This is a genomic window from Sulfitobacter rhodophyticola, from assembly GCF_041281685.2.
Taxonomy (GTDB): domain Bacteria; phylum Pseudomonadota; class Alphaproteobacteria; order Rhodobacterales; family Rhodobacteraceae; genus Sulfitobacter.
In genome coordinates, this window is the sequence record NZ_CP166251.2 from 1278261 (window position 1) to 1300577 (window position 22317).

General features: G+C 55.2%; 19 protein-coding genes and 1 pseudogene. 14 read left to right on the forward strand and 6 right to left on the reverse strand.

Annotation, left to right across the window (positions count from 1 at the left end):
* Positions 1 to 41: 41 nt before the first annotated feature.
* Together AB4X18_RS07245 and AB4X18_RS07250 are read right to left on the reverse strand one after the other, a co-directional pair.
* Positions 42 to 1607 (reverse strand): ABC transporter substrate-binding protein, encoded by a 1566-nt coding sequence (locus AB4X18_RS07245; RefSeq protein WP_370399455.1) that lies wholly within the window; start codon positions 1605 to 1607, stop codon positions 42 to 44.
* 111 nt (positions 1608 to 1718) lie between these two features.
* The gene (locus tag AB4X18_RS07250; protein WP_370399456.1) at positions 1719 to 3299 is read right to left on the reverse strand and encodes an ABC transporter substrate-binding protein; all 1581 of its coding nucleotides are present in this window, start codon (positions 3297 to 3299) and stop codon (positions 1719 to 1721) included.
* 411 nt (positions 3300 to 3710) lie between these two features.
* Here AB4X18_RS07250 and AB4X18_RS07255 point away from each other — a divergent pair, with 411 nt between their 5' ends.
* From AB4X18_RS07255 to AB4X18_RS07310, 12 genes and pseudogenes are all read left to right on the forward strand, one after another.
* On the forward strand, positions 3711 to 4946 hold the full coding sequence (locus AB4X18_RS07255; RefSeq protein WP_432817237.1) for a tyrosine-type recombinase/integrase: 1236 nt from the start codon (positions 3711 to 3713) through the stop codon (positions 4944 to 4946).
* Positions 4946 to 5608, forward strand: coding sequence for a hypothetical protein (locus AB4X18_RS07260; protein WP_370399457.1), 663 nt, complete (start codon positions 4946 to 4948; stop codon positions 5606 to 5608). The genes AB4X18_RS07255 and AB4X18_RS07260 overlap by 1 nt, the downstream gene beginning before the upstream one ends.
* Before the next feature lie 78 nt (positions 5609 to 5686).
* Positions 5687 to 5881 (forward strand): helix-turn-helix transcriptional regulator, encoded by a 195-nt coding sequence (locus AB4X18_RS07265; protein WP_370399458.1) that lies wholly within the window; start codon positions 5687 to 5689, stop codon positions 5879 to 5881.
* Between the two features lie 136 nt (positions 5882 to 6017).
* On the forward strand, positions 6018 to 7421 hold the full coding sequence (locus AB4X18_RS07270) for a replicative DNA helicase (protein ID WP_370399459.1): 1404 nt from the start codon (positions 6018 to 6020) through the stop codon (positions 7419 to 7421).
* Position 7422: 1 nt separating this feature from the next.
* Positions 7423 to 8121 (forward strand): helix-turn-helix domain-containing protein, encoded by a 699-nt coding sequence (locus AB4X18_RS07275; RefSeq protein WP_370399460.1) that lies wholly within the window; start codon positions 7423 to 7425, stop codon positions 8119 to 8121.
* Between the two features lie 78 nt (positions 8122 to 8199).
* Positions 8200 to 8547 (forward strand): hypothetical protein, encoded by a 348-nt coding sequence (locus tag AB4X18_RS07280; protein ID WP_370399461.1) that lies wholly within the window; start codon positions 8200 to 8202, stop codon positions 8545 to 8547.
* Positions 8548 to 8667: 120 nt separating this feature from the next.
* Positions 8668 to 9177 carry a hypothetical protein gene (locus AB4X18_RS07285; protein WP_432817238.1) on the forward strand — a complete coding sequence of 170 codons (510 nt, stop codon included), beginning with the start codon at positions 8668 to 8670 and terminating at the stop codon, positions 9175 to 9177.
* A 453-nt stretch (positions 9178 to 9630) separates the two neighbouring features.
* A pseudogene (locus AB4X18_RS07290) lies at positions 9631 to 10649 on the forward strand (IS110 family transposase).
* Positions 10650 to 11053: 404 nt separating this feature from the next.
* Positions 11054 to 11479 (forward strand): FAD-dependent oxidoreductase, encoded by a 426-nt coding sequence (locus AB4X18_RS07295; RefSeq protein WP_370399463.1) that lies wholly within the window; start codon positions 11054 to 11056, stop codon positions 11477 to 11479.
* Positions 11480 to 11728: 249 nt separating this feature from the next.
* A complete protein-coding gene (locus AB4X18_RS07300; protein WP_432817239.1) occupies positions 11729 to 12784 on the forward strand; it encodes a response regulator in 1056 nt (351 codons plus the stop codon).
* Between the two features lie 72 nt (positions 12785 to 12856).
* On the forward strand, positions 12857 to 13216 hold the full coding sequence (locus AB4X18_RS07305; RefSeq protein ID WP_370399465.1) for an Hpt domain-containing protein: 360 nt from the start codon (positions 12857 to 12859) through the stop codon (positions 13214 to 13216).
* A 99-nt stretch (positions 13217 to 13315) separates the two neighbouring features.
* The gene (locus AB4X18_RS07310; protein ID WP_432817240.1) at positions 13316 to 16492 is read left to right on the forward strand and encodes a PhnD/SsuA/transferrin family substrate-binding protein; all 3177 of its coding nucleotides are present in this window, start codon (positions 13316 to 13318) and stop codon (positions 16490 to 16492) included.
* Between the two features lie 252 nt (positions 16493 to 16744).
* On the opposite strand, the gene AB4X18_RS07315 is transcribed toward AB4X18_RS07310, so the two are convergent.
* Both AB4X18_RS07315 and motA read right to left on the reverse strand, forming a co-directional pair.
* The gene (locus AB4X18_RS07315; protein ID WP_370399468.1) at positions 16745 to 17179 is read right to left on the reverse strand and encodes a hypothetical protein; all 435 of its coding nucleotides are present in this window, start codon (positions 17177 to 17179) and stop codon (positions 16745 to 16747) included.
* A 3-nt stretch (positions 17180 to 17182) separates the two neighbouring features.
* On the reverse strand, positions 17183 to 18052 hold the full coding sequence (motA, locus tag AB4X18_RS07320) for a flagellar motor stator protein MotA (RefSeq protein ID WP_370399469.1): 870 nt from the start codon (positions 18050 to 18052) through the stop codon (positions 17183 to 17185).
* Positions 18053 to 18207: 155 nt separating this feature from the next.
* Here motA and AB4X18_RS07325 point away from each other — a divergent pair, with 155 nt between their 5' ends.
* Positions 18208 to 18756 (forward strand): flagellar motor protein, encoded by a 549-nt coding sequence (locus AB4X18_RS07325; protein WP_370399470.1) that lies wholly within the window; start codon positions 18208 to 18210, stop codon positions 18754 to 18756.
* A gap of 8 nt (positions 18757 to 18764) precedes the next feature.
* Here AB4X18_RS07325 and AB4X18_RS07330 read toward each other — a convergent pair whose 3' ends face one another.
* Positions 18765 to 19967 (reverse strand): flagellar motor protein MotB, encoded by a 1203-nt coding sequence (locus tag AB4X18_RS07330; RefSeq protein ID WP_370399471.1) that lies wholly within the window; start codon positions 19965 to 19967, stop codon positions 18765 to 18767.
* Positions 19968 to 20100: 133 nt separating this feature from the next.
* Positions 20101 to 20568: a MucR family transcriptional regulator gene (locus AB4X18_RS07335; RefSeq protein ID WP_432817241.1), complete on the reverse strand. Its 468-nt coding sequence runs from the start codon at positions 20566 to 20568 to the stop codon at positions 20101 to 20103.
* Between the two features lie 834 nt (positions 20569 to 21402).
* Here AB4X18_RS07335 and AB4X18_RS07340 point away from each other — a divergent pair.
* Positions 21403 to 22032 carry a winged helix-turn-helix domain-containing protein gene (locus AB4X18_RS07340; RefSeq protein ID WP_370399474.1) on the forward strand — a complete coding sequence of 210 codons (630 nt, stop codon included), beginning with the start codon at positions 21403 to 21405 and terminating at the stop codon, positions 22030 to 22032.
* The last annotated feature ends 285 nt before the right edge of the window (positions 22033 to 22317 follow it).

Below are 22317 nucleotides of genomic sequence, written 5' to 3' on the forward strand. Positions count from 1 at the left end.
GTTTAGCTGGTGTCAGGGCCGAATACCGACCACGCCCAGGATCAGTTGACGGTCACCCAGCGGAGGATGAAGAAGTTGTCGGGGCGTTGGGTCAGCGCGATGTTGCTGCGCGTCCCCCAGACCAGCGGCTGCACATAAAGCGGGACATAAGCGGCCTCGTCCTGAAGGATCTGGGTCACCTCGTCAATCATCGCCTGCCGTTTGGTCGCGTCGATCTCCGACTGGATCATCGGCAACAGCGCATCCACCCGCGCATTCGAATAGCCGCCGAAATTCCAGCTTCCCAGCTTCTTTTCCTCGTTCGGCGTGGAGGCAAGGAAACGGATCGGATGTTCGGCGTCAAACGTGCCCGGCGACCAGCCCAGCAGGTACATGTCATAATTGTCTGCGCGCAGTTCGGGCCAATAATTCTGCACCGGCATCGCATCCAGCGTCGCGCGCATCCCGACCTGTGCCAACATGCCGGTCACCGCCTGACACACGCTTTCATCATTGAGGTAGCGGTCATTGGGGCATTTCAGGCCAAAGCTGAATCCGTCCGCATACCCCGCATCGGCCAGCAGGGCGCGGGCGCGATCAGGATCATAACCGGAACGATCTGCGCGTGCTTGCGAATACCCGTTCATTGCGGGGCTGACCAACTGGCTGACTTCTTCGGCATTGCCGCGCATGATGGTTTGCAGGATGGCCGGTACGTTGATGGCATGGGCCACCGCCTGCCTCACGCGCACATCCGCAAAGGGATTGGCGTCCGTCGTCTCCGCTGAATACTTCAGCGCGCTCGCTTCATGCGAAAAGCCAAGCATGATCACCCGCGCTTCGATGCCCTGAATGACCTCCACTTCCGGATTTTCCTTCAATCGAGCCACGTCCTGGATGGGCACGGGATTGATGAAATCCACATCGCCCGAAAGCAGCGCGGCCAGCGCCGTTGCCGGGTTCTGGATCGGCTTCAACTCAGCGCGGGTGATATTGTGTTCTGCATCGCCCCACCAACCATCGAAAGGCTCCAATACCGTGCGCAAGCCTGGCTCCCGCGCGGTCACACGAAAGGCACCCGTGCCGTTGGTGTTCAGCGTCGCGTGGTTGCCGTTCTCCTTGTCCGGCAGACCCGCGTTGTTCGCCTCAGCCCATCCGCTGTCCATGATCATCCAGTTGGCGATGGAGCTCGGGAAAATCGGGTTCGGGGCGCTTGTCATGATATCGACGGTGAATTCATCCACGACGACGACATCGGACACCGGCGCGAACCAGCTGCGCGTATCGGATGCTTCGTCCGACGCGCGCTGGTAGGAAAAAAGCACATCCTCCGCCGTAAAGGGACTGCCATCATGGAAGGTCACGCCTTCCCGAAGGTTGAACCGCCATCCCTCCCCCTCTCCGATGGGCTCCCAGGACGTCGCAAGCGCAGGTTCGATCGCCATGTCCTTTCCGCGCCGGACCAGCCCTTCATAAATGTTGTTCAGAAAGCCCAGCACCGGGGCGGAGTTGACCGCATGTGGGTCCATGGTCTGTGGATCGGTTGTGACGCTCCATGTAAATTCAGCCGCCTGTGCGGAGGAAGCGAGACCCAGGGTGAGCGCTGCAATTTGGAAAAGACGTTGCACGGAGTATCCTCCACTGAAGGGGTGGGGCGCCCCGAGAACCGGAACGCCGCTGTTCTTTGCGCAGATCAAGGCACAGGAAGCGGGCACGCCCGACCGGCGCGCCCCATCCGGTCAGTTCATGGTGAAGTATTTGACCTTCGGCTGGTCTTCGGGGTCAACCTCGATCCCGACATTCTCCGCCATGCCCCAGTTCAACACCTGATGGTGAATGGGGATATACAGCGCCTCGTCCTGCACCACGCGCCAGATCGCGGCAATGTCTGCGTTGCGTGCATCCAGATCTGTGTTGGACGCCAGCGACTTGATCTTCGTATCCAGATCATCGTTGTCGAAACCGGTGCCGTTCCACGTTCCGATATCGGATTCCCGCCCGTGAACGAGGAAGTTGAAGATATACTCGGAATCGTAGGTCGGCACGCCCCAGCCCAACATGTAGAAGTCGGTCTTGCCATCGGTGATCAGCGGGAAATGCTGCGCCTTCGGCTTGGCATCGAGGTTCACGGTCACGCCGATCTGGCCCAGCATACCAACGGCGGCCTGACAAATGCCCTCGTCGTTGACATAGCGGTCGTTCGGGCAATCCAACCGGATCGAAAACCCGTCGCCGTACCCGGCTTCCGCCATCAGCGCTTTGGCCCCTGCGATATCCGTGCTGGATTCCGCGTCCATCTCGGCGGTCCAGCCGTTCACGAAGGGCGGCGCGATCATGCCCGCAGGCTGCGACTGTCCACGCATGACGACCTGCCGGATGGCGTCGCGGTTGATCGCCATGGACATCGCCTTACGCACACGCGCGTCCGCCAGGGGGTTCTTGCCATCGACGTTATCCGCTTCGATGTCATCCGCACCCTGGTTCATGCCAAAGAAGATCACCCGGTTCTGCGGGGCCTGCTTGACCACGAGGCCATCGGCACTGTTCACCCGCTCAAGGTCCTGCACCGGCATGTCCTGAAGGAAATCGACCTCTCCAGACAGCATCGCCGCAACCCGCGTGGCGGCGTTCTGGATCGGGGTATAGACGATCTCGGTCACTTCCATCGGAAACTGGTCGATGCCCCAGTAGTTGTCATTTCGAGTCATCACCGTCTTGACGTCCGGCTCACGGCTTTGCAGCATATATGGCCCGGTACCGTTGGCGTTGGTGGTGGCAAAGGTGATCTCGCCGCCCTCGAAATCCTGCACGTTGACGGTATTGTTCGCCTCGGTCCAGCCCTTGTCCATCATGAACAGGTTGGTCAGGTTGCTGGGCAGGATCGGGTTCGGCCCATCGGTCACGATCTCGACCGTGTAGTCATCGACGGCGCGGACTTCGGTGATCGAACCGATCAGTTCTTTCATGTCCGAGTTCGGCTGCTTGGCACGCTCAAAGCTGAACACCACGTCCTCCGCCGTGAAATCCTCACCACCGTGGAACTTCACACCTTCACGCAGTTTGAACACCCAGACGTTCGGATCATCGGCCGAAGGCGCCCATTCGGTTGCCAGTGCGGGTTCGAACGCGCCGGTCACATCGCGAATGATCAGCGGTTCGTACATCTGATGCCGAATGGTGTGCGTCGGTCCTTCGTTCTGTGAATGCGGATCAAGCGTAAGCGCATCGCCGGAACGCGCCCAGCGAAGGGTTTCGGCAGACAGTGGCACGGTTGTGGCCAGCAATACGCCGATCATGGAAAGAGCAAATGTCGTCTTCATGGTAATTCCCTGTCTTTTTGTGTTGGTTTTTTATCGTGATACCGCAGCAGTCTTTGCCACTCCGCGCCGAATGGCAAGACCTTGCCGTGCGTAAGGCCAGATCGAAGGTAGCCCCGATGCCATTGTTGAACCCGCCACGGCGGTTTCGCTTGATTGGTTTTTCGGAAAACAGTGGTGAGCCGTGCAGGGTTCGAACCTGCGACCCACTGATTAAAAGTCAACGGGCCCTCTATTTGTTGAAGTCGTCCTTGATCGTCCATCAGCGTCCAATTGCGTTGCCAAAACGCTGACTCTTAACATATAAATATAGGTTATTGGCCTTGTCCCCCAATCATTATCCGTCTATCACTGTCCGTAGGCGTCCACGCAAATCTAGCGCCTTTTGTCCCCCAGTTGTCCCCCAGAGGCCAGATGAAGCGCGACCTAACAGACCGATTCTTGAAGTCACTGAAGCCACCGGCGTCCGGGAGGTTGGAGGTGTCCGACACCAAGCGCGTCGGACTGCGCTTTCGCCTTTCCTCATCCGGTCGGGCAACGTGGATGTTTGAGAAGCGGGTCAAGGGCGGCCCAAAGCGCAAACACACACTGGGCGCTTGGCCTGAACCCACCACACTATCAGAGGCCCGGACAATGGCATTGGAGATTGAAGCTGAGGCGGTAAAGGGCATCGACCGTGTAGCAATCGCAGAGGCTGACAAGTTGGCGAACGAGGCCGCGAAGTCCGCAGCACTGAGCGTCCAGCAGGTCATTGGCCTCTACGACAAGCTGCATCTGTCAGGTTTACGCCGAGGTACTGAGCGCAGACGTCAGATCGAGCAGTCACTCGAACCAAAGCTGGCCGGTCCAATGGGCGACCTAACCAAGGCTGACCTCCAACGGCCGATAGACGAAAAGGCTAGCGCCGGACGGGGTGTATATGCCAATCGCATCCGATCAGCTCTCATGGCTTTCACCAAATGGGCCGCAGGCCGCGACCACCTCAAAGATGATATTGGGGAGCGCCTCACAAAACCAACCAAAGAAAGCAGCAGAGAGCGGGAGCCGTCCGTCGAGGAAGTGCGGTACATCTGGGCGTCCACCTTTGAGATGGGAGAGCTTTGGGGCCCAGCTTTCCGGCTCCTGATCCTGACGGCGCAGCGGCGCCATGAAATCTTGGGATTGGATTGGTCCGAGATTGACTTGGAGCGCGCAACCATCACCAAACCGGGATCCATTACAAAGAACGGGAAAGAGCATGTCACGCACCTGTCAGAGCCAGCATTGGCAGAACTCGAGGCGCTCAAAGAGAGTGCAGAAGCAGACCGTGGAACGTCTACCGGTTTGATTTTCACCACAACTGGCAAGACGCCAATTTCCGGCGTGAGCAAGGCAAAGGCGCGACTGGATAAGCTTCTTAGCGACAAGGTCGCCCCATGGCGCTTGCATGATCTGCGCACGTCGTTTGCCACATCAATGGTTGAGGCGGGAGTGCCTGAAAGCGTTGCGGACAGGGTGCTCAATCACTCAGCGGTTAGCTCCGCTCCTAGCGCCGTTGCACGCGTCTACGGCAAGGCAAAGATGCTGGATCAACGTGCGGCAGCGCTTGATCGTTGGGCGGCGCTCGTGACCGGTGAAAGCGCTGATGTGATCAAGTTGGAGATGAAGTGATGTCCGATGAGTTTGAGTCGGAGTTGATGAAAGTGCTTCAACGACACCTATCGAAAATGCCGTCGTCAGCCGCCAGCAACCACGTAGAGAACTTGCAAATTTGCTTAACGATAGCCGATCATGCGTATCAGATTTCCGTTATCCAACAGCAGCCCAAAAAGGACATCACCTGCTTGGAAGAGATTTGCAAAGCTCTCAGCAAGGCAGAAAAGAAGATGAACGCGCTAGGTAGAATAGGACGCGAAGCCGTTCAATCAGACCTACAAGAATACCAAGAGCTTAAGGACTTCGAATTCCCACTCGGCACTCTAGATCCTCTTGCAGAGTACAACGATATTCCAAGAACCATTCGCCTATTGGAGGCTATTCTTAAGAGTGCAGGGGGAAAAATCGCTCCGCAGCCGATTGATGTTTCAAGAAAAAAGCACAAGAACCATGCAGCAGAATCCTTCACCGATGCTTGCGGCGATATCTACCACCAATACACTGGCCGCATTCCGGGTCGGGGCAGCAGAAATTATGATTACGACAGGAAGTTCGAAGACTTCTTAGAAGCTGCTTTTCGAACAGTTGGAATAACTGCCAGCGCTGAAGATCAAGCAAGACATTCTGGCAAGCGCTTTCAAGAACGGCGCGACGCGGAGGATCGTAAGAAAAAATAAATGGATTCCTCCGTTATCCTTACGAGCTAGCCTTCATTTAAATCGCTCCTGAACCATCTCGGACAGGAGTAAAACACAGTGCATATCCCCCTCGAGCAGCGCCGTCTGCTTCCTCTCAAAGATGCGGCTGCCTATACCGGCATGTCCCGCTCGACGCTTTACGCTCAAGAGAAGCTCGGCCGCCTCAAATTCACTAAGATCCTTGGCTCGACCCGTGTTGAACTGGCCGAGCTTGATCGCTGGATCAACGAAACCGCTGAGGTTTCGGCCTGATGAAGGATTCTCCCTCAGATAAGGCCCAGCCGGTCGGCGAAGAAGATCAGGCGATTGCCTCCGATCAACCGAAGCAAGTGGGCAACTGGCAACCTATCGGATCGCTCATCGCCCCGTTCGTTCCGCGGCGGAACAAATGAACCAGGTCAACCACATCCAACCCACCAACGAGGCGCCTCCGCATTCGATTGAAGCCGAGCAACAGCTTCTCGGAGCAATCATGGTAGGCTTCAGCACGACTGCTGTAACTGCTGTCGGCGGTGCCGATATCTTCTACGATCCAGTTCATGCCGAACTTTTCCAAGTCTGCCTTGGGTTGGAGAAAAACGGCCGGACAGTTTCGCCTGTCACAGTGGCAGCGTCCCTATCTGACAGCCTTCTGGAACGCCTTGGCGAACTGGGCGGGAAGGGTTACCTAGCTCGCCTTACTGGTGCATCTGTGGCTAGCTCAATGGCTGCCGAATACGCGAAAATTCTTGCCGAAGCCAAAGCCAAACGCGACCTCATCGCAATCATGGACCGGGCCCGCGACGGCATCTCCCAAGGAGATCTGCTGGCATCTGACATTGCCGCGCAGATGGAGGGTGCGTTTGGCGCTCTCAGCCAATCCGAGACGGCCGTGAAACCAACGTCCATGATGGCGGCAGTCACCGGCGCAATGAAGCAAGCAAACAACGCCCACAAGGGAGAACGCGTCGACAGTGTTGCCAGCGGGATCAATGCTCTGGATCAGATCATTCCCGGCTTTGGTGTAGGCGAACTCTGGCTTCTTGGCGGACGTCCGTCCATGGGCAAAACCGCAGTCGCCTTGTCTATGGGGCTGAATGCAGCGCGTGCAGGTCACCCGGTCGTCATTGCCTCGTTGGAGATGACGCCCGAAGCCATGGCACTGCGCGCCCTTTCAGAGCAGACTGCCCGTATCAACCGCCCAACTCCGTACTCCGATATCCGCCGCGGGCATTATGACGACAACCAGGAAGAAGCGCTTTTTAACGCCGCCCGCCAAGTAGCGGAACTGCCAATCACGTTCCTTCCCCGTCAGTACCAAGACACCAGCCTCCTGCAAGTTGGCGTGAAACAGTCGTTGCGTCAGATGGCCGGAGAAAAGACGCCACTTGTCCTGGTCGATTACGCTCAACTTTTGAAGACAAAAGCCCGTACCCGCTACGAGCAAGTGACGGAAATCAGCCTTGCGCTGAAGGGCCTCGCGATGGACTTGGGCGTCCCGGTCGTAGCCCTTTCACAGCTTTCCCGGACTTTGGAACAGCGTGACGATAAGCGCCCATTGATGTCTGATCTCCGCGAATCCGGGCAGCTCGAACAGGACGCAGACGGTGTCATGTTCTGCTTCAGACACGAATACTACCTCGAGCGCGAAGAGCCCTCCATCGAGAAGCTCGACAAACATGCGGCCTGGAGCGCTGCGCTAGAGGCAGCGAAGAGCCATCTGGAGATCATCGTGGCCAAACAGCGCCAAGGCCGGATCGCAACCGCGCATGTGATGTTCGACCCCGCTGTGAACCGTATCTGGGAGCGCTAAAATGAGCCACGCCGCGACAAACTGGGCCATTAAGCAGAAGGGCCTTAAGCCAGCGACAAAGATCGTCTTGTGGCATTTGTGTGATCGCCACAATCCTGACTACGGCTGTTTTCCGATGCAAGAGACGCTGGCCAAGGATTGCGAGATGAGCCGCTCGACGCTCAATGTGCACCTCAAGAAACTGGAAAAAGCGAACCTCATCAAACGGCACAAATCCCGCGATGAAGGCAACAATCGGCAGCGCCCTACAAGATACGAATTGGCCTTTGAGAAGTGTTTCAAAGCCGTGTCCGAAAACCGGACAGACACCCCTAAAGCCGTGTCCGGAAGTGAGCAAAAGCCGTGTCCGGAAAACGAGCAAAGCCGTGTCCTAAAATCGGACAGTAACTCTGTAAGAGAACCAGTAAAGGAACCAGTAAGAGCCGAGCCGGACCAAGTCGGTTATCTTTCTCAGGTTCTCAGCACAGAAACAGCCGAAGCATTTGTGGTGAGCCGCAAAGCGATGAAAAAGCCAATGACAGTTTTCGCTGCAAAGTTGATGCGCGACCGTCTGGCGGAAATTCCCAATGCCGAAGACGAAGCTAAGCGGGCCATCCGCAACGGGTGGCAGGATGTGTACCCCGAAAAGAAAAGAGACCATTTGCCGGATAGCGAGAGCGCAATGGATCGTTGGAAGAAGATCTCGGAGAACTACAAATGACGCAGATCAAACTGGGGCTGACTAGCTTTGCCGCAATGTGACCAACAAACCGCTACCCAACAATCAGGAGGCCGACCAATGAGCAATGATCCCACCGCAACCGACAACACCGCACAGGACGAGCCCCCGATGGCGCCGAACATGCGCCCCCTCTTCACCGAAGAAGGTCGCGCCATCTTTGGTTACGCGGATGCCGCGGTCGCCGAGGCAATTGTCCAGAAGCTCTCGATCTACTTTTGGAAGCATGAGAAGATCTGCGGATTGGGCAAGGACAACGCCCAGCCAAACGTCGGTCTAATGCCCAATGCCTTCCGCCCTGTCACGGGTCTCCCAGCGAATAACCATCATGCTGTCCCTTTCAGCGCGCCAGTCCAGTTTATCAGTTGCCCGGTGCATTCGCGATGCAATCGCCACCACGAGCTCTAATGCACGCGAAATAAGAAGTAGCCTCATCCGACGCGGTTGGATGACATATGACGCCTCCCCTGCCCTGAAAGAGGTTGTCCTCAGCGTCTTAGATTAACTTAGCTAATAGGAGCAATGAAGATGGCCAGAACTCGTTTCTCAAGCCTCAGAATAATCCCCAACACCGTGGCAAACGGCCCGGCCAACAAGTACGACCCAGAGTATTGCTGGACTGTGCGTGAATTGGCGCAGCAGGGCATGTTTGTGGAAGAATGGTGCGCTGCCATCGGAGTTACAATGTCGACGCTCTACAACTGGGCCAACCGTCATCCAGAGTTTGAGGATGCGATGCACCAAGCCTGGTATCTCCTACGCGCCTACTGGAGTACACAAGTCCGCGAGAGTATCATCGGCGTCGGCCGCCCACCTTCAGTTTTGATCAAGATCCTCGAAACCCGCTTTCCAGAGACTTGGGGGAAAACCAACCCGCGCATTACCCAAGAGGCCTTCGAGAACCGGCCTGGCCGCCGTGTTGATCCACTGGATGACGATGCGATTAACTCTGAGAAGGTGAAAGGCATGGATCGCGATCTCATCCGCGACCGGATCGCAGTGCTGGAGGCACGTCGCGCAGCGGCGAAAGAGGAGTAGCCAACTGCGAGGCGGAAGGTTTCCACCAAAGCTGAAACCAGGAACCCACGGCAGCTCAGATGGTAAAGCACGTCATTCGTAATTGGCGGGTCCCCACGAGAATGATTATCAAAACCAAGGGGTTCACGGCAAAGACATAGAATTGTGGGACCTGAAAGCCTCAAGAGCACAGCTGATAGAGCAGGCCCTTCGTAAGGACGAGGTCGGGGGTTCGAGCTCCTCTTGAGGCGCCACTTTCCCACTGAAATGTAATGGCTTTCGACCCTAACCGGACATTAGGCTACTGGCAAACCGATACGCCCATCTTCCCGGAAGCTTCCATTCATGCGAGGTGCAGCATTTTGGGCTGACCCAATGACTGCAACGCGGATGTAGTGGATGGCGTCTGCACCCAACTGCCGCGCAATGCGGCATAGTACAGATGTTTTCATCAGCTAGGAATCGAGCTCCACCATGGAAGTTACGACAATAGGATTGGATCTTGGGAAGGACGTTTTCCAAGTTCACGGTATCACCGGTGACGGCACAGTTGCCTTCAATCGTTCGATCCGGCGGCGACAATTGCTCAAGTTCTTCGAAACGCTGCCGAGTTGTCTGGTTGGTATTGAGGCCTGCGGATCTGCGCGTCATTGGGCGCGTGAGCTGACTGCGATCGGTCATGATGTGCGGTTGATGCCTGCCACCTACGTTAAGCCATACGTGAAATGCGGCAAGACAGACGCTGTTGATGCAGAGGCGATATGTGAAGCCGTCACGCGACCGACCATGCGATTTGTTGCTGTGAAGTCGAAGGAACAGCAGGCCCTACTGACGATCCATCGGGTACGCCAGCTTATCGTCCGCCAGAAAACACAAATGTTGAATGTGATTCGTGTCTTCTTCGTGAGTTTGGTCATGTGATCGGGAATGGACCAGTCGCCGCAATGCGCTTCATCAAGACGTTCCAGACGGATCACTGCCTGGGAATGCCTGATGTGGCCAAGAGCATGCTCAAGACGCTCTGCGAACAGGTCATTGCTCTCGATGAGCGTGTGACCTTCTATGACAAGCTGATCGAGTATCATTCCCGGATTGATGAACGCGCCAAACGGATAAGAACGGTGCCCGGCGTCGGCCCCATCACCGCCTCGGCCATTGTAGCCACCATCGGCGACGGCAAGCAGTTCAAGAATGGACGCGAGTTTGCCGCTTGGTTGGGACTTACGCCGCTGAGCAAGTCGAGCGGGAGCAAAGAGCGCCTAGGCCGCATCGGCAAGAAGGGAGACAGATACCTTCGACGATTGCTCGTGATCGGCATGACCTCTCAAGTTCAGCGTGCCTGTGGATACCCAGAGCGTGCACATCCTTGGATCATGCAGCTTCTTGAATGCAAACCCGTCCGCCTCGCAACGATTGCTATGGCGAACAAGGCGGCCAGGATCATTTGGGCGATCCTCACCAAAGATACCTACTACCGCCAAGCAGCGGCATAGAAGGAACCGAACAAAACCGAATTGCAAGAGGAATGTCATGATGGCCTGTGCGGTCATCCGAAAACCTGAAATCCCGTGCTTTGTCCTGAACTCACCGGTTCGCGTCGCCGATTGGGAGCAGGTTAGCGGAACCCATCAAGGCCAGCGGTAAATATCGAAACCGCGATCAAAGGCCGGACACAGGACTGTACTGACCAACCGCGCAATCAACACATTTTTTCCTTGCAAGGCAGACGCCATCCACACAGGACGAAGCGGGCTGTTGCACGTGCGGCATGGGTAATCGTCCCGATGACCAACCGACGGATAGCTCATCGCCGAAGCGCCGCTCGGTTTCCAGAATGATGTCGTTCGGGTGTTTCAAAATGGGCTGGATCGGATCAGACCGTTTACCGCGTAGCAGCTTGAGTTATGACATCCCGGATAGCTCTCCGACACAGGCGTGTTTCCTGATCTCCTGGCCCTTCGGGTATGACTACGTTCTTGTCAACATCGGCGGGGCCTTTGGGTGCGAGCTGTCGCGGGACAGGTCGGATGCAACGGTTTCCTTCGCGCTGAACGTGATGATGAAACAAGTCGACAGCTCTGTGCGCAAGCACTTCATCAAAGGGTTTGCCACGGATTGGGCGACGAATCCGCTGAATCATGGCGCCCATGCCGCGATCCGCCCCGGCACGCATGGAGTACACAAGAAACTGGCAAGACCGGTCGCAGAGAAGCTCTTTTTCGCTGGTGAAGCGATGGGGAGATCACGGTCTGCATTGGTGGATGGGGCCTTGAACAGCGGGCGCAAGGAGGCCAAGAAGATGATCAAGGCCCTGAAGGTTTAGCAAGAACTGAAAGGCCTTTATTAAAGGACCTTTGACCCTGAGTGTTGCAGCATTGTCTGCATTTGGGAAACAAAACGCAGGCAGTCAGAAGGATTTGTTGAACAAATCTAATTGGTCGCGTACCCATGGGGATGGAAAAAGTCCGAAGTCCGCCGCTTTTGCGCTGCGGCACTTTCGCCAGAAGGCGAACGTAACGTACCTCGCCAGAGTTTTCGGCAGGGGTATTTTCGGCAAGAGGCCGGAGCATCCATGAAACTGCTGATCGCGGACGACGATCCGATCATTCTTGATCTGTTGGTTGAGATTTTCGTGGCCTACGGCTTCGAGGATATTGTTCTTACGTCCAATGGCGCGGAAGCCCTGCGTGCGATTGAGAAAAGCCCGCAGCGGTTTGATTTTCTGCTGCTGGATGTGCAGATGCCTGTGCTGGACGGGATTGAGCTGTGCCGTCAGGTGCGTGCCTTGCCGGGGTATGCGAAGACGCCGATCATCATGATCACCGCCATGACCGACAAGACGTATATCGAATCTGCGTTTGTTGCGGGCGCGACCGACTATACGACAAAACCCTTTGATGTTCGGGCGCTTATCGCGCAAGTGCGCCGCGCGGAACAGCCTGCCACGGTTCTCCCCACCACTGGCAAAGTCCCTGCACCCGTCGCGCGGACATTCGGAGACCCCAAGATCCTCAACCGCAAGATCAGCGGGTTTGTCGACCGGCAGGCGCTGCTGAACTATGCCAGAGTGGTACAGGCCCAAGGCGCGTTTTCGGCGATCGCTGTGGCGATCAAAGTAGGCGTGTTGCGCGACCTGTTTGATCGGCTGCCACCAGCGGACTTCGAAACAGCCCTGGGCGATGTGGCGGAGATCCTTTTTGAATCCCTGATCGGGACACAGGCCGTTGTCTCCTACCTTGGGGATGGGCAGTTCCTGTGTCTGTGTGACGCCCAACGCGCCCTTGCGCCTGAGGTCCTGCAAAGTGAGCTGGCAGATGCGCTGCGCATGGGGGATCGGCTCTGGCAGCGGGGCCTACGCCGTGAGGGGCTTGTTGAAGTTCATCCCTATGAAACGCTAAAGCTTCGTTCGCTGGCGGGTGATCCGCAATTCGCTGACCGCGCCCTACAAAAGATGAAAAAGCAGTATGGTGAGAGATCAGCCAAGTTGTCGAAGCTGTTTGTGATGCAGTTTAGCAAACCCCCTCTGACCCCTGCGACGCCGACCAAGCGGCGCGGGCTTTGGCAGAGGATACAGACACCGAAGACAAGCTGCGGCAAAGGGGGGCTGGCGAAGCGCCAATCCCCCTGATGCAGGAATTTCAAAAAGAACAAAAGTCGGGCCAACGGCTGAAAATCTGAAGACATGAGGTTGGAAACTAAAATGAGTGAATTCGCCAAGAGTGACGAAGCCGCACAGTCGTTGGAAGCCGGAATTGCGCGCATCCGCGACAAGTTTATTGAGCAGCTGCCCGAACGTGTGTCCGAACTCGATGGATTGCTGGACAATCTGTACGAGAATGAGGATTCAAAAGAGCCCGTGACCGGCATCCGCAATATTGCGCACAAGCTGCATGGTCAGGCCGGCTGTTTTGGATTTGCGGAGCTTGGGCAGATTGCGGCAAAACTTGAAGAGCAGGCAGATCTGGTGATCGAGGCCAAGGGTCCGCTGGATACCGAAAACGTTGAAGCGTACCTTGTGCTTCTACTCGACCAGATCGAGGAAAGACTGGCGGCTGCCTAATCTGAAATGTTGTCCCGGTCCATCATAAGTACGTCGGCAGAGTGGTTGCCGCGATTGCTTTTGCAAGTTGTCGCGACAGCGTTCTTTGTGACGTTACCGATGGCCCAAACCACTGAGACGCAGACGGTTGAGAACATCCAGTTCGGCATCATGTCAGAAGAAGGTGTGACCCGGACGCTGGAGGATTGGTTGCCTATGGTGGCGGTCCTGAATGAAAGCGCCGCCGCTCAAGGTGTGCCATACCGCTTCAGCATGACGCCGATCGCGGATACCGCGTTTCTGGAATATCTATCGGATGGCCGGATCGATATCTTTGTGGGAGATCCCGCATCTTTTGTTGCCGCTGAGGTCGAAGAAGGGGTGCGGGCCATTCTGTCCATGGCGCACATGTGGGAAGGGCGGAGTTATGATCAGACCGGTGCGCTGATCTTCACCCGCGCTGACAGCGCTATCCGGTCCGTCGAAGATCTTCGCGGCAAGAGTTTGATGGCCGTAGATGAGAATGAACTCACGGGTTGGAAAGTCGCCAAACAGGAATTTCGCAAGTACCGGATGGAGCCGTCAAATGCCTTGTCTGATTTGATGTTCTCCGGCGGGAACCAGCGGGAAGTTGTTTATGCCGTGCAAGAAGGCTTGGTGGATGCAGGTGTTATCCGCGCAGGTCTGCTGGAACGGCTCGCGGCAACTGGTGTCGTCGACCTGGCGAAATTCCGCGCTATCGCGCCGATGTCCCATGTCGATTACCCGTTCATGGTCAGCACGCCGCTTTATCCCGATTGGGCTCTGGCCGCGATGCCAAATGTGCCGGAAGAGGCTTTGGCCCATGTCATCAACACCTACCTTGATCTGGATGTCTCAAGCCCCGAAGTGCAATCGACGGGCGGAAAGGTCTGGCAAGCCCCGCAAAACTATCAGGCCGTGCATGAGTTGCTGATCTCATTGCGCGCACGTCCTTATGAGAACCATCTGCGCCAGGCGGCAACGCGGATTTTCAACGCCTACAGATGGCCGTTCATTGGCCTTGGTGGCGCGCTGGCGTTCTCAATGGCGTTCCTCGTGTTTGAACTGCGCCGCAATGCGAAACTGGCCGAAGCGCGCAAGGATGTTCTGAAGTCCGAGGTTCGCTCAAAGCAGTTTTACCGCAATGCGGTAGAAGACCATACGGTCTTTTGCATGCTGACGCAGGACGGCAGTATCTCTCATGTAAATCAAAGGATGCTGGATACGCTGGGCCGTGATCGGACGGGGCTGGTGAAACAGCCGCTGACGGAAATCCTGCGGGAATCAGAACATGAGCAGCTTGACAAAGAGATCATGAAATCGATGCATGCCTGTGTACCGTGGCAAGGGGCGTTGCAGCTGACCAAAGGTGATGGCAGTGCCGCTTGGGTTCAGTGTACCTTTATCCCTGTCACCAGCGCCTCTGACAAATTGAGCGAGATCGCAATCGTTGCCTCCGATGTCACTGAAACCCGTTCAGGTGTTTCGGAGGAGCGGTTCAACAATGCGCTGGAGTTGTCGAAGGATCAGGTTGTTGTTCTGCGGCCCGAGACGCTGGAAATCCTCTATGCAAATGTCGCGGCATCCAACACCTTGTTCTGGAATCGGTTCGGGATCGACTGGAAGGGCAAGACCGCCAAAGACTTCATAACTGCGCAAGACTACGAGTCGCTGACGCTTTGCTGTGAAGCGGTGATCGAAGGGCCGCAGCGGCGCGTGACGTGGGAAGCCGAAGCCAAGAACGATGTGACGTTTGAGATCAGCCTTGAATACGTCCAGCCCGAAGATGACGAACCACGGCTGATTGCGATCTATCGCGACATATCTGAGCGCAAGTTGATCGAAAAGGCCAAGTCGGAGTTCATCGCAACCATCAGCCATGAGCTGCGCACGCCGCTGACCTCTATGAAAGGTGCATTTGGCCTGGTGACATCTGGCATGGTTGGGGATGTTCCGGAAAAGATGAAAGGGCTGGTGGGCATCGCATCCACCAATTGCGACCGCTTGATAACGCTGATCAACGACATTCTGGACCTTGAAAAGATCGAAGCAGGCAAGATGACATTCACGATGGCCAACTTTGACCTGAGCGAACTTGTGGAAACGGCGCTGGAATCCAACCAGTACTATGCCGACACGCTTGGCGTCACGGTTGCGCGCGCGGAAAAACCCGGTGGGACAAACTACATCACGTTCGGGGATCGGATGCGTCTGACGCAGGTGTTGGACAACCTGATGTCGAACGCCGCGAAATTTTCGGAGAAGGGCGAAGTTGTCTATGTTGGGCTGGAAGAAATGGAAGACAGGTTGCGGATCAGCATCCGAGATACCGGCAGTGGCATTCCAGAAGCCGCACAGGCGCAGATTTTCGATAAATTCACGCAGGCCGACAGCTCTGACACACGGGCAAAAGGCGGTACCGGTCTGGGCCTGTCCATCGTCAAATTGATCGTCGAGAACCATCAAGGCGATGTGCACTTCGATAGTGTTGAAGGCGAAGGGTCAGAGTTCTTTGTGGATCTGCCAAAAGTAGACGGCGACGAGGTGATCCCGATCCCACGCACAGCCAACGGTGATATCCTGCCTTCGACAAACGCGGTTCAGATGGTGCCCGAGGAGGTTCGTGCAGCGTCTACCATTCCGAAGGCAGCGATTGATCGTCTGGTTGCAAAGCTGGGTGATACAGCTGCCGGCGTTAAGGTAGAGCAGAACAACATCACCGCGCAGCACGTCGCAAACGGGAAAGGTGTGATGGGCAATTCCTCTGTGCTCAACTGGATCAACATCAAGGATCGGGGACTTTTGTCCCAACTGCTTGAAAACGGCGAAATGGAGAATAGTGAAATCGCGATTGTGGAGATGTCCAATCCTAAAGGGCCGAAGGGGGCGTTTATCACCGCGTCTGATGTGCTTGAAGCCTGGATCGCGGATTGCGACGATCTGATCGTGAGCAAGCGCGCTGAAAAGATGTCAGTGCTGAGTGTGACGGATGACTATGAATTGGCAGAGATTCTGAAAAAGCAGAACAAACGTGCGGTGGCGAACCATGTCTTTTCAAAAGATGTTGGGATGGCCCAAAAGGCAGATGCTATCGCGAAGTATGGCGTGATGAACGATGCGTCTGTCACACTGCTTGCACCGATAAAGGGCGGCGGTTTCCCCGAAAGCTGGCCGCTGACGGTATTCGTTCAACGTCATGAGGCCGCAAACTCCGCTGCCGGTGTGGTATCGAAATTCTCAAGTAGCGCAGGACGCAGCGTGCGTCGTGCGTTCTGACACCACAGATCAGACAAGGCTGCTGGCCATACCCATTACGGTAGGTTCACACACAAGCCAGAGAATGCGATGGTTCTGTTGCGGGCCCGCTGCTTCAGGTCTTGCCGGATTTCTTAGAGCCAGGACACATTAATCCTGCATCGTCAGCGCAAACTTCACTAAATATCAGTGGTTTAGGCCGTGCTGCGAACAGTGGATCTGTTTGCAAGCGGCGCACGCCACTGAGATCGCGTCAAACATGCGCCCGCAGGATTAATGGGGCCTGACTTTAAGCAGATAGAGCGCGCGGTTCGCGTCATCCAACTCCTGAACGTCGCTCCGTTCCGAGTGTTGCTTGATCTCCCGAACGGTCTGGCTTTTCACGGCTTCATTCGTCTTGACGTCTCTGAAAGCGTCAAGGAGCTGTCCCTCTATCGCGCTTGCCCGGTCCTCCAGCTCAGCGAGCTGTGCTGCAAGGTGTTGCTGGCGATTGTCCGCTGATTGGAGGTAGCCGGACAGGAAGGCGTAGCTCTCCGAGCTGGTGTTTGCCACCTCGAAAGCCACTTGCTTTGACAAGAAGGATTGCTCTGCCGAAATATCCGCCTGCTGGGCGCGCAGCTCAGACAGTTCGGCACCGATGGTTTCAAGCGTATGGGTTTTCACCCGGTGGACCAGATTGAGAGATGCGAGCCGTCGGGTTGAAGACATAGGTTACGCCGCCTGAGGTATGGACTGCCGTGCTTCTTCCATTTCATAGAAAGAAGGCTGCAACAGCGTTGGGATAGAGCCGCGCCCGATCTCTGTACAGATCGCGGGCGAGTGGTCGTGCAGGATCGCAATAAAGATGTCGCGAATGACAGCGTAGAAAATACCGTCCTGCTCCTCAATGGCCTCCAGCCGGTTCGCAATGGGTGCGACGAAAAGATAGGCAAGGAAAACGCCAAGGAAAGTCCCCACCAGCGCGCCGCCGATCATCAGACCCAGAACGGCAGGGGGTTTGTCGATGGAGGCCATAGTTTTAATCACGCCCAAAACGGCCGCAACAATTCCGATTGCCGGAAGTGCGTCACCCACAACGGTCAGACCATGCGGGGCGACCAGTGCTTCGTGGTGGTGCTTTTTGAGCTTGCGGTTGATCACGTCCTCGAATTGGTAGGGGTCGTCAAACTGCAGCGCCAGCAGACGGAAGCTGTCGGTGATCAGATCGATTGCAAAGTGGTCTTTCTGAATCCTCGGATACTCAGAAAAGAGCGAGCTTTCCGACGGATTTTCAATATGTTCATCCAAGGCGAGCATACCGTCTGTCCGGTAAATCTTTGCCAGAGTGAACATCAGGTTTAGCAGATCAATGTAGTCATTGCTTTTCCACTTGGGGCCTTTGAAAGCCTTTAGCAACGACTTGCCTGCGCCCAGAATATTGGCAAAGGAGTTCGCTGCGATGAAGGAACCAAGGGCCGCGCCGCCGATCATCATACCTTCGAAAGGCAAGGCGTGCATGATGATGCCCATCTCGCCGCCTGACAGCATATAGCCGCCAAAAACCATGCCCATTACGACGGCAAATCCAATAAGAATCGTCATCTTCGGTGTTTCCTGCTACTCTTGCTTTTTCTGCTCGTTTTTCGGTAATCTTGTGTAGCTGAAGCATAAAAATCAACTTGCAAATGAAAAACCGCTTCTAATTTTGGTATTTGGGACTAAAATGCAATCAGATGTTGGTTTGGGGGCGTGACAACATGGATAAGTCAGGTAGTAGGCTCGTTGTTTTGGTGGACGGTACGGACGTGAAGCACATCTTCGCTTCCTGGCCCCAAGATATCTGTCTTGCTGTCTGTCTAGACCCGTCCGGCGATTGTTCCATGGTGGTGTTTCACCGGCAGGAACGTCCCGCCATTGCCAGAGATCTGACTGCTGTGCTCGGCTGGCCAACGGAGCAGACGCTTTTTGTCCCTCGCGTTGACGGATTTGAAACGCGGCAGTTCCTCTATTCGGATGAACGCCGGTTAATGGCCTTGGTAAGCTGCAATCCCGACATCCTGGAAGAGGCGCATGATTACACGGTGAACTACACCTATGCGCTAGAGGAAGGGTTGGACCCGCTGCGGATGCTTGGCAATGACGCGCCTTCGGTAGACGCACCACCGAGCGATGAAGTTCGGGAGGTGTTGAGCAAAACCGGTCGCCAACCGGTTGTACCAGACTTCCTGCGCCGCTCTGCCGAGAATGCAAAGCGTGCGAAGTTCGCATCTGTGCGGAAGGTGGCCTTTGCAGCATTAACTGGATAACCTTTCGCTTAGCGGAGCGCGTTTCGGAGGTTAATAAAGACCTCCTTGTCTGCGGTCGGTATGACAGCGGGAGCGGTTTCGTTTTTCACGTAAGGCTCAGCCAAGACCACCTTTTCCGGTATTGTATCAACTGGCCGCGCTTCAGTAGCGGCTGCCGGTTCTTCTGTTCCCATCGTTGAACCTTCATCAGCCACCGTACCGATGTTTTCAGGAGTGTTGTACTGCACCATGATGGAGATGCGGCGGTTTGACGGGTCTTTTGGGTCGTCTGGTACCAGCAAATCAGTATCGGCAAGGCCAGACACGCGCACAATGCGGTCTTGCGTAACGCCGGTCCCCAGAAACACCCGGCGCGTCGCATTTGCCCGGTCTGACGACAGATCCCAGTTGTCATAGGCGGTGCTGTCGGCGAATGGGACGGCGTCAGTGTGGCCTGAAATGACGATCTTGTTTTGCAGATCGGCGAGCGATTCACCAAGATTGGTCATCAGTTCTTCTGTGCTGCTAATCATTTCGGCGCGCCCGCTCTGGAACATTGGCTGCCCTTCCTGATCGATGATCTGGATATGCAGGCCTTCGGGGGTTTCCTCAAAAATCACGCTTTGCTGCAATTGATCCAGCTCAGGGCTGGCCTGAATGGCTTGCAAAATCTCGTTCTGAAGCTCTTCGAACTTGGCGTCATCGGCGGCATGAAGCGATTCTGCACCATCAATGCTGTCCTCTGACTGGCCCGCGGCGGAACCGGACATGCCTTCAATCGCGTCTTCGATCTTTTCGTCTATTTCCTGCGTGCTACCAGCGGACGGTGCCTGTTTTACGCCATCATGGCTGGTCGCTGCTGCATCATTTGGCTCATCATCTGGTGTGACGTCGCGAATTTCCCAGGTTGCAGGCGTCGGATCGTCAATCGCGCCCAGCTCTGAGCCGCGCGCCACGATAGATCCATTGGACGCAGAGAGGGTGCCCGGCGGTCCGATGGTTGCGCCATCAAGGACGCCACTGCCGCCAGGAAGCGTTGCATCGGTAAAGTATTGTGCGATCCCCTTCAGCGCCTGCTCGTCAGAGCTGGCCAGAATCCACATCAAGAGGAAGAACGCCATCATCGCGGTCATGAAGTCCGCATAGGCAACTTTCCAGCCACCACCATGGTGACCGCCGCCCTCAATGACTTCGACCTTCTTGAAAATCTTCGGCTGCTCTGCTGCTGCCATCTGCTCTGCCTCATGTCCGTCGAATTTATCGATCGTTCATTCGGCGCGCTTCTGCAGCACCGGTTTGGGCAACTTATTGCGATGGATTGCGTTTGTTGGAGGGCTGGATTGTGATTTTAGTGTGACACGCTCTTCAGGCGGAGGAACTGTCCGTTTCGGTCACGCCATCAGCGCGGGAGTATCGGCCCAGACCGATACGTTTGGCATATTCTGCCTTACGGACAGAATAGTTGGGGGCAACAAGCGGGTGATCTTCGGGAAGACCAAAATTTAGGCGATATTGTTCTTCCGTGAGCCCATGTTCCGCTTTCAGGTGTCGTTTCAACATGGTGAATGACCGACCGCAGCACAGGCAAACCACGGTTTCATCCGTGACAGAATCCTCAATCGGGACAGCGGGTATAATGGTAAGGGGTTTTGCGGACTGCGCCCCAGCTGCAATGTCGATCAACGTGGGACTGCCGGTATCCTGATCAACATGTCCATCGAGGCTTCGGATGAGGTCGAGGATATCCTTGACTGTCGCGCTTTCCCGAGACGCATAGGCGGATACAATACGTATCATCGCATCTGACATCGCTGGCTGAGCAATACTTCTCATAAGACTTCCTCGTTCAACTGCAAGTGCGAAACACAAACAAGAGCACCATAAGATATGCGCTATCCATGTATTCAGCCGATTATTGGAACTATAATCCTCAATGACAAGAAGAAAGGCTTGTTAGTTGTTGTATCGGCGAAAATTCGACCATGACGCGCATGTTTAGCGGAAAAGCGCTTCCATTTGCCAAGATCGATGGTTCCCGCGTTGGACGGGCCCTTGATTTTGTCACGACAGAAATTTGCAGAACTGACCCTTTGCGCTCTTGTCTTGGTCGCCGCGTGGTTCTTCGGGCCGTCCGATTAAGTCTATCTCCTGAAGGAAAGAATGAGCACTTTCCAAAATTGCGCGGGAGTAGGGATCGAGTGCCTCCTGACGCACGAGCGTATCGAGCCGAACTGCTGCTTCAAAGGCGATTTTTCGTGATGTGTTCGAGTGGTTTGTAGATGCCATTTTGTCTGCTAACTCAATTTATACTTGGTCAAGCTTTCTGCTTTACTCAAAACCATAGATAGCCGAGCAAGTTTAAATTTTTGTAAACGAATGGGCAAAGGCGTGGCTCTTTGGGAGGGATTGCGGGTAGGTCACAGAAGTATTGGACATTAGCCAATAAATTTATCATTTTAAACTAGTTGGTAAACATTATAGTCATGGATATCCTTTGGCTGCGGATGTCTGATCTTTGATTAATTCTGAGTGTCTCATGTTAGAATTCTCTGAAAAGAGCCTCCTTGTTTGGCCAGTATTATGTCTGTGAATCCTTGTAAGTGTTCTTGTGTGATTCTATCGCATGATTCGGCGGTTGTGACGTCGCTAGGCTACTTGTTGAGGGTGGTGTTGCAGTTTGAATGCCAGGTTGTCACGGAAACAGACAATGCATTTGTGGATGTGGAGCCGTATTTCGCAACCGTGCCAGATGTTTTTTTCGTCTATGCCGATCCTCACAATCAATCTGCGTTGTCGCAAGTGTCGGTTGCGCGGAACAAAGGGTTGCCGACGCTCGTCATTGCCGTGCTAAAGGATCTTCCAAGTCTTGGCGCACAGATGTATGAGGCTGGCGCCGCGGACGTCGTACATTGGCCGACCGACCTAAAAGAGATCGCGCTGAGGTTGCGGCACCATCTATGCCATATGTGGGATTCATCCTCGACAATCGATTTGTCTACCGATTGGGAAGCCGAGTCTTTTGTAGCGGACATCGCGGATTTGACGACGGCCGAAGCACAGATTGTCCGTATCCTGATGGCAAATGACGGCCGTATCGTGACGCGGGATGACCTGAGCTTGGCGCTGGACGCGCGCCCCTGGCGGCATGGTGATCGGAAATTCGATGTCCATATGGCGAGTATTCGCAAGAAACTGCTTGCTGCGTTTGGATCAAACCTGACGGTTTCAACCATTCGATCGCGTGGGTATCGCCTGTCGACGAACGGTTCCGATCTGTTCGCTTCCGTGGATGACTGATCCAGCTTTCCGCTAGATCCCCAACTACCTGTGATTCCGCATTGGCCTACCACGGGTAGCAAAAACACGATTCGTTTAGATCGTTGACCTAATCGCAGTTTTGTAAACGCGCGCGGTGGATAACTTCCCCACATCTCGGGCACACAACAACATAATGAAAAAAGAATTCTCCTTACCACAAGATGTTGCCTTAAAATTGACATAAATACCGGGAAGTTACGGCGCGGATTGGCTCAGGCCACCCGTAGTAGCTGAGCAGAGGCCTATCCTCGCGAACATTGGGAG

Excerpts from the sequence above, each read along its gene's own strand:
- AB4X18_RS07270 (WP_370399459.1), top strand. The coding sequence starts at position 6,018 with ATGAACCAGGTCAACCACATCCAACCCACCAACGAGGCGCCTCCGCAT.
- AB4X18_RS07260 (WP_370399457.1), top strand. The coding sequence starts at position 4,946 with ATGTCCGATGAGTTTGAGTCGGAGTTGATGAAAGTGCTTCAACGACAC.
- AB4X18_RS07280 (WP_370399461.1), top strand. The coding sequence starts at position 8,200 with ATGAGCAATGATCCCACCGCAACCGACAACACCGCACAGGACGAGCCC.
- AB4X18_RS07255 (WP_432817237.1), top strand. The coding sequence starts at position 3,711 with ATGAAGCGCGACCTAACAGACCGATTCTTGAAGTCACTGAAGCCACCG.
- AB4X18_RS07250 (WP_370399456.1), bottom strand. The coding sequence starts at position 3,299 with ATGAAGACGACATTTGCTCTTTCCATGATCGGCGTATTGCTGGCCACA.
- AB4X18_RS07310 (WP_432817240.1), top strand. The coding sequence starts at position 13,316 with ATGGCCCAAACCACTGAGACGCAGACGGTTGAGAACATCCAGTTCGGC.
- AB4X18_RS07315 (WP_370399468.1), bottom strand. The coding sequence starts at position 17,179 with ATGTCTTCAACCCGACGGCTCGCATCTCTCAATCTGGTCCACCGGGTG.
- AB4X18_RS07305 (WP_370399465.1), top strand. The coding sequence starts at position 12,857 with ATGAGTGAATTCGCCAAGAGTGACGAAGCCGCACAGTCGTTGGAAGCC.
- AB4X18_RS07275 (WP_370399460.1), top strand. The coding sequence starts at position 7,423 with ATGAGCCACGCCGCGACAAACTGGGCCATTAAGCAGAAGGGCCTTAAG.
- AB4X18_RS07300 (WP_432817239.1), top strand. The coding sequence starts at position 11,729 with ATGAAACTGCTGATCGCGGACGACGATCCGATCATTCTTGATCTGTTG.
- AB4X18_RS07285 (WP_432817238.1), top strand. The coding sequence starts at position 8,668 with ATGGCCAGAACTCGTTTCTCAAGCCTCAGAATAATCCCCAACACCGTG.
- motA (WP_370399469.1), bottom strand. The coding sequence starts at position 18,052 with ATGACGATTCTTATTGGATTTGCCGTCGTAATGGGCATGGTTTTTGGC.
- AB4X18_RS07335 (WP_432817241.1), bottom strand. The coding sequence starts at position 20,568 with ATGAGAAGTATTGCTCAGCCAGCGATGTCAGATGCGATGATACGTATT.
- AB4X18_RS07330 (WP_370399471.1), bottom strand. The coding sequence starts at position 19,967 with ATGGCAGCAGCAGAGCAGCCGAAGATTTTCAAGAAGGTCGAAGTCATT.
- AB4X18_RS07325 (WP_370399470.1), top strand. The coding sequence starts at position 18,208 with ATGGATAAGTCAGGTAGTAGGCTCGTTGTTTTGGTGGACGGTACGGAC.